At 47.8% G+C, this 1,311-nt stretch carries 1 protein-coding gene; it reads left to right on the top strand.

The window, feature by feature from the left end; translation table 11 throughout:
• The first annotated feature begins 183 nt into the window (after window positions 1–183).
• Window positions 184–1,248 carry an AAA family ATPase gene (locus FHS03_RS27860; RefSeq protein WP_183444182.1) on the top strand — a complete coding sequence of 355 codons (1,065 nt, stop codon included), beginning with the start codon at window positions 184–186 and terminating at the stop codon, window positions 1,246–1,248.
• Window positions 1,249–1,311 lie beyond the last annotated feature (63 nt).

Genomic DNA, 1,311 nt, shown 5'->3' with positions numbered 1-1,311 from the left:
TCAAATGTTTTACGTTTTCTTGTCGTCATGCTTTAACTCCTCAGATAGTGGATTTTCCACCTATTGAGGTGTCCGGGCAAATTAGACCACGGCAGCATAACAGATCGCGAAACCCGTTTGACACCTGCAATGCGAACGCGGCTTATCGGCCAAGGGCTGTCTGGTGGCGTAATTAGGAACGCTGTGTTTGACTTGCACGAAGCGAACAAACTGGAGCGCAATCGATTAAGAGGCGAGCAGTCTAAGCTTAAGAGTTCTGATTTGAAACGGCTCCGAGAAACTGATCCTTGGGAGCTTTTGCAGAAGGCGCTCCAAGAAACCTTCGGCACCGAGTTAAGAATTACTCCATTTAATGAGAGATATCATAGTTATCTAAGAGTCGAATCAGTGAAGGGTGAGATTTCTGAAGGGCAGTTTAAGCGGTATCCGAGCTATTCATCCCGTGATCTGATGGTCGAGGGAAGCGGCTTTCTCCAGTGGCTGAGTGTTTACGCACTGGCTCTCTCTCCTGATATTGATGTCGTATTGCTTGATGAGCCGGATGCTCATCTGCATCCAATGCTGCAACAGCAGCTTGTATCACGGCTGAGTAAGATCGCTGATGACAAGAAAAAGCAAATATTGCTTGCCACGCACTCGACAGAATTAATTAGGGGGTATGAGTTCGACAAAATTCTAGCGCTTAAGAAAGGAAAATCGGGACGTTATTTGGGTGATGATGGCGCAAAGATTGGCGTTCTGGCCGGGATCGGTGCCGCGCATACCCCATCGCTTCATGCTCTAATCCAATACAAAAAAATGCTAATTGTTGAGGGCGTGAGCGATGAGCGCTTTCTGAGGATTCTGTGCGAACGACTTGGTGAGGAGTGGCCTAAGAACTTGGTAGCGTGGTACTGGACTGGAAAACATTCGGAGCGGTGGCAATTGTATCGTCAGCTTAAGGCTGAGATACCTGACCTAATGGCTATTAGTGTACGTGATCGTGACGATGAGGCCGATAACTCAGTGGACTCTGAGCTAGTCGATATCGGGTTTAAAGCTCAGGTCGGCTATATTGCTTTAAAGTGGCGTCGACGGCATATCGAAAATTACCTCTTTTCGGTATCTGCGATCGCTAGAAGCTCGGGAAAAAGCGAGCAGGCGGTAAAGGACCTGTTTGCGGAACATGCAATTGCTATCCCGGACGATGCTACTGCTAGCGATGTTGCGATGGGAATTAGGGAAGCGCTGATCAATTCACCCTTTTAGCGAGATTGGTGCGCAAAAAAGGTGGAACTATGAGCCGATCAAGCATATTTCCGTTCGATTTGA

Origin of the sequence: Pseudoduganella violacea, from assembly GCF_014191875.1 — a bacterium.
Lineage (GTDB): Bacteria > Pseudomonadota > Gammaproteobacteria > Burkholderiales > Burkholderiaceae_D > Rugamonas > Rugamonas violacea_A.
Note: the sequence above shows the minus strand (reverse complement) of the source record. Positions and strands in the feature narration are given on the sequence as shown.